The sequence below is a fragment of the Pseudomonas sp. NBRC 111124 genome (assembly GCF_001320245.1).
GTDB lineage: Bacteria > Pseudomonadota > Gammaproteobacteria > Pseudomonadales > Pseudomonadaceae > Aquipseudomonas.
The window spans coordinates 1-9,747 of sequence record NZ_BCBA01000003.1; the positions used below are offsets into that span (position 1 = coordinate 1).

A 9,747-nucleotide genomic window follows, 5' to 3' on the forward strand; every position below is an offset into this window, starting at 1 on the left:
GGGCATCGATCACCCGCACCGTGCCTTCTTCACCGCTGGCCACGTACACCGCCTGGGACAGGGCCGAGTAGGCCACCGACAGCGGGTGCGGGCCGACTTCCAGGGTTTTCACCAGACGCATCTGGGGGATGTCGATGATGCTCAGCGTGCCGCCGTCGCGGTTGCTGACAAACGCATAGCGCGAGTCGGCGCTGAAGGCGATTTCGTGGTGCCCGGAACCCGTGGCGAACGACTTCAGCGTACTGCGCGACGGGACGTCAATCACTGTTACCCCGCCTGTGGCCGGGTCGCTGCTGTTATTGCCAACCCACAGCCGGTGCTGGTCCGGTTGCAAGGCCACGCGAACCGGCGTTTGGCCGGCTTCCAGGGTGGCCACGCGGGTGAACGTCTCGGTATCGATCACCGCCACCTGGCCACGCTCAGGGATCGACACGAAGACCTGCTTGTCGTCACGGGTGGCTGCCCAATCCATGGGCCGGCCCGGCAGCTCGATGCGTGCCAAGGTGCTGGTGATGCCCCCCACCGAGACGGTCGGGTCGATCACGGTGAGGCTGGCATCCTTGTTCAGCACCAGCAGGAAGTAGCTGTTCAGGTCCAGCAGCGGGCGTGCACCGATGCTGCTCTTGAGAAACAGCGCAACTCGCGCCTTGCAGCTCTGGTCACGGCTACCCCCTTCGAGTGGCGCCGCCTGCGCCGGGTCGATCCAGGCCCCAGGCGCCATGCCCGACAGCGGCTGGCCGCTGGTCTGGTCGGTGACTTTGAAGCGGATATTGGCAAAGGCGCCTTCACGCAGCTCACCACCGGCCAATGGCCGGGCCTCGAACTCCACCGTCACGCCGTCACGGCTGAGCCGGTGCAGGGCCTGCGGGTCGGCAGGTGCCTGCAGCAGTTCGCGCGGGTCGCACCAGAGCTTTTCGTAGGCCATGCCCAGGCCAATCAGCGCGGCCCCCATTACCAATCCCATGTAGGCAGAGCGAATATTCTTGTTATTCATGCTCGCGCTCCCTTACTGCCCAGCGGCGGTTGCCGGCGGCAGGTCGTTGGTCACCCGCAGGATGCCCCACAGCCCCGAGAGGTTGCCGTAGGCGGCGTAGTCGCGGAACAGGTAGTCGCCCGGCACGGCGTTGGCGCCCCCGGCACTGGGCAGCATGAAACTGAAGTGCGCGGCTGGCAGTACACTTTCCTGGGCGCCGATGTACATGGCCATCGGGTTGCTGCCAAAGCGCACCGAGCCGATACCGGGCAGGCTCATCGGGTAACCGTCAAGGTCGTTCTTTTCGGCCTGGTAGGCATGCAGCGGCCAGATATGCCCGTCCAGCTGGTAGACCATGCCGCGGCTGCCGCCGCTGGGCATGACGATATGGTTGCGCAGCGGTTGGCCCGGCTTGGCATACAGCACCGGGGTCAGCGGGTCGCCACCGACCAGGGCATTGGCGTAGGCCATGTGGGCGTTGGGCACATCGGCGAAGCCCAGGCCATTGGCGTGGCCGAACGGCGAGTCCGGGGCCATGCCAAAGCGCAGCCACAGCGGCTCGGTGCGGTAGTTGACGGCCATGTTGCCGTTGTCCTGCGGGTCGCCCGCCGCACCGTTGCCTTCGGCGTTGATGCCCTCCACCGGGCGGCCATCGGCCCAGCGCATGTTCAGCGCACGCTGCCAGACCGTGACGAAGTCGCGGTAGTCCGGCTGGCCAGTGACCTTCACCGTGGCCTGGCTGCGGCTGGCCGTGTCTTCGCTCCAGGTGGCGGTCTGCGGCAGCACGCTCATGGCACCGACCAGGCCCTTCTGCGGTTGCTTGATGAAGTCCGACGGGGTCAGGTTGAGGCCGCCGAACTCGATCGCCGTGGTGTTGATGTTGTCCACCGTGCGGCCCAGTTGCAGCACCGGCTTGCCTTCACGCTCCAGGTGCCCGGCGTAGTACTGGTACACCTTGCTCGGGTAGGCGCCACTGTTGCCGACCCGTGGCGGTACGGTCTGCACCGGGTTGAGGCCGACGTTGGCACCATCGGACTTGGTGATGTCGTAGGCCAGCAGCTGCGCGTGCAAGCCGACATGGCTGGACGGGCGCATCAGGTTGTTGGCAAAGGCGGTGGCGCCCTCGCTGTCGAACCGGTCGCGCTTGACCACGTTGTGCATCACCGCCGTGCTGGGCAGGTCAGGCATCACCTCGGGCAGGCGGTTCTCCAGGGTGATGCTGATGCAGTCGCCAGCGTTGGCGCGCAGGATCAGCGGCTCCACAGGCACCCCGGTTTTCAGCTTGCCGGTGGTGGTATCAAGGTCGGCCTTGCGCACGTACATGATCGCGGTCGGGTCGTGCAGCGGGGCACTGTGGCCACCGATGCTGAACGGCTCACCATCCTCCGGATCGACACCGCTGACCAGTGGGATGCTGGTCTTGCGGTTGTTGAACACCAGGGTGCCGCCATTGGCCTTGAGCGGCCCGCCGACATGCTGGCCGATACCGGCGACGTCGTTGATGGCGACGCCGTTGCGGTTGTCGAGTATGTCGTTGGCCAGCGCGGCGACGATCTCGTAGCTGCGCTTGACTGTGGCGCGGGTGCCGATGCCATTGGGGTTGGCCGTGGTTTTCGGGCAGATGCCATCGAAGTTCACGGTATTGCGCATGGCCACCGGCTGCGGGTTGTTCGGCAGCGGGAACAGGTCGGCACGCTGGGCGGTGTAGTTGCGCATGATGCCCCAGATGCCGTTCCAGTAGCCTTCCAGCGCCGCGTCCAGCGAATACAGGTAGTCACCGTTGGTGGCGGCGGAACTGGAGATCATCGATACCGGTGCCATGAAGCCGAGCTGCTCGGAGATGCCGATCATCTGCGATGACTTCCATCCCGAGTTGGAGCTGTTGCCGAAGCCGGAGCCGTTCTGCAGCCATTTCACGCCGTGCAGGGTCACGTTGTGCTCCTCCTCATGGCCGCCGGCATGCATGCGCAGGCGCACGTTGTCGCCGCTGTAGGTGCGCAGCATCGGCGTGAACGGGTCACCCGGTTCACTGCCGGCCTTGTTGATATGCGGTGGGAAGCGCGTGGTGCCACCGGTTGGGCCGACCGCCGAGCTGATCGCCGACGGCGCCATGTTCATCGCCGGGATGGCACGGTCGGTGCGGGTCTGCAGCGCGTAGCTGAGGTCACCGCCAAGGCCATCGGCCTGCATCCCGCGCTTGCCGTCAGGGCCGACCTTGTTCGGGTCGAATACGCGCAGGGCCAGCGGTTCGTTGCGGTAGTTGACGACGAACATGCCCGGGTCATCCACCGAGATCGCCTGTGGGCAGGGCCGGCTTGGGCAACCCGGCTTGATGCCGCCACGCTCTTCGACGATGGCTTCAAGCAGGTTCGAGGCCTTGCCGCGTACCGGCGGGTTGATGGCGTAGCGGAAGCTGTCGGCAGTGGCCGGGAACGACTGGGCATTGGGGATGCCATCCGGGCCGGCACCGACGTACACGCCCGCTTCATAGGCATGCTGGAAGTCGCTGTACTCCAGGAAGAACTCGCGGTAGCTGTCGTTTTTGCCATCGCCGTCGTTGTCCCCGGTCTGGATCACCGCCTGCCACGAGGTCGGGCCGCCGTCCTGGCGGGTGGCCGGGTTGTACAGCTTCTCACCGGACTCGGCGTGGTACCAGGTGGACCCGGCCGGTTCGGCCAGCACGGTGGCGTACAGGCCGAGTTGCTGGTGGGTCGATGGGCCGAGGTGGTCGTGGGTGAAGATGGTGCCCAGGCCACGGTCGACGTTGAACACGTTGACCAGCGGGTCGGCGAACCAGCGTTGCATGGCTGTGCGCGCGCCCAGCCAGTCGGCCCGGCCGAAACGGCCGAAGTATGGGTGCTGCCTGGCTTTCGGGCAGGCAGCGGTGCCGTCGCGGGTATCGCCCTCGGTGCAATTGTTGAAGGCACGGATGGCATGTACGCGCTCGACCACGCTGCCGGGCGAGAGGATGCCGTCTTCGTAGTTCCAGCCGTTGGCCGAGCCATCGGCGGCGGTCAGGTCCCACTTGGGCAGGTGGATGTGCTGGCCGATCACGTCGGTCGGGGTACGCACCTGGTAGTCGTCCATTTCATAGAACGACGGGATCAGGTTGGTGTGCTGGTACATGGTGCAGTCGAAGGTGTTCATGCGCATCACCAGCGGCTCTGGCGGGCGCTGCTTGGTGATCACTGGCCAGGCGTCTTCCCAAAGGGCGATGATGCGCGCCTGCGGGAAGTGGTAGCCGACCTTGTTGTACACCGCGTCGAACTGGATGTTGGCGCCTTTGTAGATGCGCGGGCGGTCTGCGGTAAAGCCGGACGCGCCACGGAAGTTGATGCCGGTGAGGCTTTCGCCGCTGAAGAATTCACCCACACCGGAAGACTGGGTCAGGCGTTTGCCCCGGTCATCCATGCACGGCTCGTAGAACGGCGCACCTGCGGTCGGCAGCGCGCCGTTGGTGCGGAACGCCTTGGGCACCGGTTGGCTGCCAGGGATCAGCGCGTAGCTGGGGTGTTCGGCTGCGGCATGGAACTGCATGGCGGCCTGCTCGACGTCGGTGCCCTCTTCCGGCAGGTAGATTGGCTTGGCCCGGTGCACCACCTTGGAGAAGTCCAGCTTGGTGGTGGTGGTCACGGCTTCACCGCCGGCAGAGACGCCGTCCAGCGCATGGCGCCCGAGGCCGCCGTCCCAGCCATCGACCTGGTTGGGGTCGAGGTTGGCCCACAGGGCCTTGCCGCTGTCCTTGAGTTGCCGGGCCAGGGCCGGGTCGAGCATATCCAATGGCGGGGTTGGCGGACGGTTGCCGACACTGCTTTCCATGCCGCCGATCCAGAACGGGTAGCCTGGGTTTTTCAGGGTGCCGTCCGGGTTGCGGTTGGCCTCGCTACGGTCAACCAGGGCCAGCGAGCCGATCGCCTTGGCAGCGCCAGGCTGCTGGGCGTGGGCTTCATCACCGTCCCGTTCCGGGGCGTTATCGTCGTTGGCGGCCACCTGCTCGGCAGCGAGCTTGGGCACTACCACGACCTTGCCAGGCATCGGCGCCATGGCCTTGCCTGGCAGCGGCACGATGGCCGGGATTGGCGTGCCGGCAACGATCTCGCCGTCCGGCAGTGCTCGAGCGCCTGCCGCTGGCTTGCCATTGCGCAGTGCAAACGGCGTGCTGTGGAAGCCGTTCTCGCCCTGCCCGCTGACTGCCAGCCGGGTGCCTTCTTCGAACACGTCGTGCACCCGCCACATGGCCCACATGCCCTGGGCGAAGTGCGGGTAGAAGTGGCAGTGATAGATGGCGTCGCCGGCCACCCGGTTGCGGTTGCCCGAGCCGCCGTTGGCAATCTCGTAGGTGTAGCCGATGCCGGCACCGATACCTTGGGCATCGATGTAGTCGGAGTTGTCGTCGTTGGGGTTGAACAGCCACTGATGGCCATGCAGGTGGAAGATGTGCTGCTCGTGGCCGTTGTGGGTGTTGCGGAATTTGGTGAAATCACCGATGTAGCTGTGGTGCACGTTGGCCGGCTCCGCCGGGTACAGGGCCATGCTCGCCTTGACCCCGGTAGCACTGGCCGGCGGTACTTCGCCGGGGCGGATATGTTCAAGGCCGACGTTGGCCGGCACATCGACCAGGGTGCCGATATCGCCCACGGTGTGCGCACTGAGGAAGAACTCCTCGTAGGCGCACGACAGGCAGTCATGCATCGGCCCCACGCCCAAGCGGTTGGCGACCACCTCGGCGCCCATGCCACCGGAGCCGTAGTTGATCATGAACGCGTCGCGTGCCGGTTCCAGCACATGCCCCATCACCGGGTCCGCCCAGTAGCCCGGGAAGGCCTGGGTGCCGGCCACTTCATCGGCAAACTGCGAGGCGAAGTCGCGGAACGCCTCAAGCCGATTGGGCAGCGCCGGGTTGCGTTTGCCGAGGCTTTCCAGTGGGTAGGTGGACTTGGGGAAACTGCCATCCGGGTTGGGGCCCATGACGATGGCGTCGGTTTCGCTGTTGATGATCTGGTTGCCGTCGGTCATCGCGATGATCGGCTTGCCGGCTTTGCCCTCAGTCACCCACGGCTCGCGCTGCGGGTAGCGGGCCTCATAGTCGATCACCGGCTGGCCGGTAGCGGTACGCCCGGTGGTGGCCAGGCGCATTTCTTCTTCGGTCAGGGTGTTGCGGTAGGTTCGCCCACCTTTGGGTACAACCACCACTTGGCCGAACAGGCCGTTGGCAACGTTACCGGCAGCCCCTTCGCCGCCGAAGGTGGCGGCCTTGCTGGTGGCAGCAAATGCCCCTTCACGCTCGGCATATAGCGTGTAGCTGCGGGTACTGCCGGGGCTGACCAGGAAGTTGCCGTTGCGGCCGGTGTTGGCGGAGATGTCGGCGATACTGTTGACCGCCTGCATGCCGTTGACCTGGAAGCCGACCATGCGCTCGGCGACTTGCTCGTCGGCGACGAAACCTGCAGCGCCAGGGTCTTTCGGGAGCTCGACACCCTCGACTTCATCATCGACCCCGATGCCGTGCTTGTTGGGGTTGGCCTTGTAGTCGAGCAAGTTGGTGAGGTTGACCGCGAGGCAATCACCGGCGGCCACGCGCAGCACGATCGGGCGTGGGCGCTTGTCAGGGCGCAGGGTGACCTTGCCCGGCACGGCAGTGCCGCCCTTGCTCAGCGGCACCTGGCGGTCATCCACCACATCCTCGCGCAGGGCGAAGATCATGCCATTGGCGTTCTGCGCGCCGAGGCGGTTGAACATCAGCGGCTGGTCCAGCGCAACCACATCGGCCACCAGGGTGCGCTGACATTGCACGGCAGCCTCGCTCTCGCCGGTCGCGTCCCAGCCAAACAAGGCCAGGACAAGTGAAGTCAGGACGGGGCCTTTGTACGGGGTCGACATGCTGCACCTCCGGGACACAGAACACTGCGTGGAGGTCAGCAAGCTGTGTGCCATAAGGAAATGGCGTTTTATTTCAATAGTTTAGGCATGGAAACGGAGCAGATTGGGGAGGATCCCCCACGGCAATTCCCCGAATCGGGGGATGATAGGCATTGTCGTTTCGGGGGCTGGGAGCTTGGCTACGCGGGGCAAGCTTACATCCAGTTATCTTTCGAACCGACCACGGCGGTGTGCTGAGCCAAGGTGACAAGCACTGGCTACTGGATTGAACGTGCGCCATTCAGGGTCGCCAGACGGCCCTTCGTCGGTACATCCCAGAAACCTCATGAAATAAGTTGAACATCCAGCTCCGGTAAGCTTCCAAACAACGATAAGTGCCATCCTTTAGCCAGGAGCCTGCCGCCTATGCCTCTCCAGCCTTCTCTGCAGTGCCACCGCCCAGGAGCCCAGCGGCCATGAAGATGCCCGGCCGCGCGCCCAATTCCAGCCTGCAACTCGATTACGTACGTGACACCCTGTTCGGCCCGGTAGCCCTGAGCGTGGAGTGCCAATGCCAGCTCGCCCCCCTGAATCTGCAGGGCCGCCCTGCCCTGCGCCTGCATATTTGCCCTCCGTTGCCGGACAAAGTCGAGCGCGCCCATAGCGTGGCGTTCGTGTGGGACGGGCGCAGCTATCATGGCGTGGTGCGCGATCAAGGCAAATGCGGGGATGGCGGTTTGAACCTGCTGGTGGAGCTGCAATAAGCCGATCAACGGCGGCGCACCGGGCTGAACCTGACGCAAACGGTGGATCTCCATACCTACAAGGCCCTGCCTCCTGGAGAACGCCATGAACAGCCCCTTGCTCAAGCTCTTCACTCACCCCTCTGACGCCTGGATCGACATCCGCCGCGCCGAGGAAGATCATCCGCAACAATATCTGCCACGCCTGCTGGCCCTCGCCTTGATCCCCGCCCTGTGCCTGTTCGTCGGTACCACCACTTTCGGCTGGAGCCTTGCCGCAGAGGATCGTGTGCGCCTGAGCATGGCCAGTGCCGCGCAACTGGCCGGGCTGCTGTATGCCACCACGGTGGTCGGAGTAATGCTGATGGGTGTGATGATCCGCTGGATGTCACGCGGTTTCGACGCACAACCGACACTCAATCAATGCATAGGCTTCGCCGCTTATTGCGCCACACCGTGGTTCTTTGCGGGCGTGGTCGGCCTGGTGCCGATCCGTTGGCTGGCATTCGTGGCGCTGGTCGCCGCTTCCGCCTACGCGACGGTGTTGCTGTACGGTGGGCTGCAGACCTTCCTGCGCCTGCGCAAGGAGCAGGCCATGCTGTTTGCCAGCTGCGTCTGGGGGGTGGGGCTGCTGTTGCTGGTGACCATCCTGGTCTCGATGATCCTGTTCTGGACCAACGGGCTCATGCCGGAATACGTGCGCCCGGCCAGCCTCGGCTGACCGGTGCACTACGGGTGCTCAGGCGATGGCCCTGAGTGCCGCCGGGTGGCTGTCGCGCAGCGTGTGCAGCTGGCCGACCAGGTTCACCAGGTCGCGGCAACTGTTCAAGCTCTGCAATGAAACTCCGGAGAGGGTCACGCCCTCCTCCAGGCTTTGCCCCTGACCCAGGCGGATGGTCAGGGTGGTGCCGTCCGGGCAGCTGACTTCGCAGCGGTCGGGCAGGCAGGCCTGCTCGATGATCTGCCGCATTTCCAGCATCGAAACTCCTATCAACGACATGGTACGACCCTCTCTGTACTGGATGGCCTGTTGTGTGTGAGTACGCCTTTGCCAGGCGGGGTGCCAATTGATATTGCGCATGCCCAAGCGGCCGTCCATGCGCCGGGGCAATGATCGTGCGGGGAATCCCTTAGCACCTTAGTGGAAGAACCGCAGCGGACCTCGCCTGTTCGATCAATTGCTGGCACTTCGCGACAGGCGGTCGCCAAGCGCTCTATTTGTCAGCCAGGGACGCCCATAGATGCTGCGCGGCATAAGCGCGCCAGGGGCACCAGGCCTGGGAGCGTTCAGCCAGCCGGGCGTCGGGCCCTTCCAGCAGTCGCAAGGCCTTGACCAGCGCCACATCACCCAACGGCAATGCATCCCATGCGCCCGCCTGACGCAGTGCCAGGTATTGGGCACTCCAAGGGCCGATCCCTTTCAAGCGGCAAAGATTGGCCAGCAGCGGCTCCAGTGCCTGGCCGTTACGCAGCAACCTGGGTTGCGCCTGCAACGCGCGCGCGAGGGTACCGAGGGTCGCTGCACGTGCGCGAGGCATGCCCATGTTTTCCAGATCGGCAGTGGCGAGCACTTGCGCCGTCGGGAAGACATGCGTCAGACCTGCCGCCGGCAGACGCAACGGTTGCCCATGGCGCGCCACCAGGCGCCCAGCCAGGGTCATGGCGCCTGCCACGCTGATCTGCTGGCCGAGTACCGTGCGCATGGCTTGCTCGCAGGCGTCCCAGCCTTGCGGGACGCGCAGGCCTGGGCGGGCGGCGATCAGCCTGGCCATCAAGGGGTCGCGGGAGAGGTCGGCGGCGATGCGGGCCGGGTCGGCGTCGAGGTCGAAGAAGCGGCGGATGCGGGCGATCAGGGCGGGCACAGCTAAGGCAGGCACTCCGCTGAGATGGATATACAGGCGATTGCCACTGGTGGGCCGGGCTTCGAGTACAGCGTGTTTGTCAGCCACGGTGAAGCTGCGGCGATAGGTGCCATCGCTGAACGTTTCGATCCCGGGGATACAGCGTGCGGCCAGGAAGGCCAAGGTCGAAGGCCAGTGGTACGGCGTGGGGTAGCGCAGCCACAAGGTGTGCTGGCCAGAAGCGGTGAGTGAACGGTGCACTGCGTGCAGGCGTGACAGAGGCATCGCTGCATCATGCCAAGTTTTGTGTGGTTTGTACCGGCCTCTTCGC

6 protein-coding genes are annotated in these 9,747 nt (G+C 65.1%); 2 read left to right on the forward strand and 4 right to left on the reverse strand.

The window, feature by feature from the left end:
- On the reverse strand, positions 1-994 hold a 994-nt coding region (locus tag APH28_RS01925), incomplete at its 3' end, for a YncE family protein (protein WP_177334207.1).
- A gap of 12 nt (positions 995-1,006) precedes the next feature.
- Entirely contained in the window at positions 1,007-6,853 is a 5,847-nt protein-coding gene (gene mnxG, locus APH28_RS01930; protein WP_060507362.1) for a manganese-oxidizing multicopper oxidase MnxG, read from the reverse strand.
- Positions 6,854-7,308: 455 nt separating this feature from the next.
- Between mnxG and APH28_RS01935 the strand changes: the two genes are divergently transcribed.
- Both APH28_RS01935 and APH28_RS01940 read left to right on the forward strand, forming a co-directional pair.
- Positions 7,309-7,596: a hypothetical protein gene (locus APH28_RS01935; protein ID WP_060507363.1), complete on the forward strand. Its 288-nt coding sequence runs from the start codon at positions 7,309-7,311 to the stop codon at positions 7,594-7,596.
- A gap of 85 nt (positions 7,597-7,681) precedes the next feature.
- Positions 7,682-8,296 carry a Yip1 family protein gene (locus APH28_RS01940; protein ID WP_060507364.1) on the forward strand — a complete coding sequence of 205 codons (615 nt, stop codon included), beginning with the start codon at positions 7,682-7,684 and terminating at the stop codon, positions 8,294-8,296.
- Positions 8,297-8,314: 18 nt separating this feature from the next.
- Here the strand turns inward: APH28_RS01940 and APH28_RS01945 are convergent, their stop codons facing one another.
- Both APH28_RS01945 and APH28_RS01950 read right to left on the reverse strand, forming a co-directional pair.
- Complete coding sequence (locus APH28_RS01945) at positions 8,315-8,575, reverse strand: DUF1652 domain-containing protein (protein ID WP_054885291.1); 261 nt, start codon at positions 8,573-8,575, stop codon at positions 8,315-8,317.
- Between the two features lie 214 nt (positions 8,576-8,789).
- Positions 8,790-9,701 (reverse strand): DNA-3-methyladenine glycosylase, encoded by a 912-nt coding sequence (locus APH28_RS01950; RefSeq protein WP_060507365.1) that lies wholly within the window; start codon positions 9,699-9,701, stop codon positions 8,790-8,792.
- Positions 9,702-9,747: the final 46 nt, after the last annotated feature.

What these genes read in the sequence shown, in the direction of transcription:
- APH28_RS01950 (WP_060507365.1), bottom strand. Translation starts at nt 9,701, where the DNA reads ATGCCTCTGTCACGCCTGCACGCAGTGCACCGTTCACTCACCGCTTCT.
- APH28_RS01945 (WP_054885291.1), bottom strand. Translation starts at nt 8,575, where the DNA reads ATGTCGTTGATAGGAGTTTCGATGCTGGAAATGCGGCAGATCATCGAG.
- mnxG (WP_060507362.1), bottom strand. Translation starts at nt 6,853, where the DNA reads ATGTCGACCCCGTACAAAGGCCCCGTCCTGACTTCACTTGTCCTGGCC.
- APH28_RS01935 (WP_060507363.1), top strand. Translation starts at nt 7,309, where the DNA reads ATGAAGATGCCCGGCCGCGCGCCCAATTCCAGCCTGCAACTCGATTAC.
- APH28_RS01940 (WP_060507364.1), top strand. Translation starts at nt 7,682, where the DNA reads ATGAACAGCCCCTTGCTCAAGCTCTTCACTCACCCCTCTGACGCCTGG.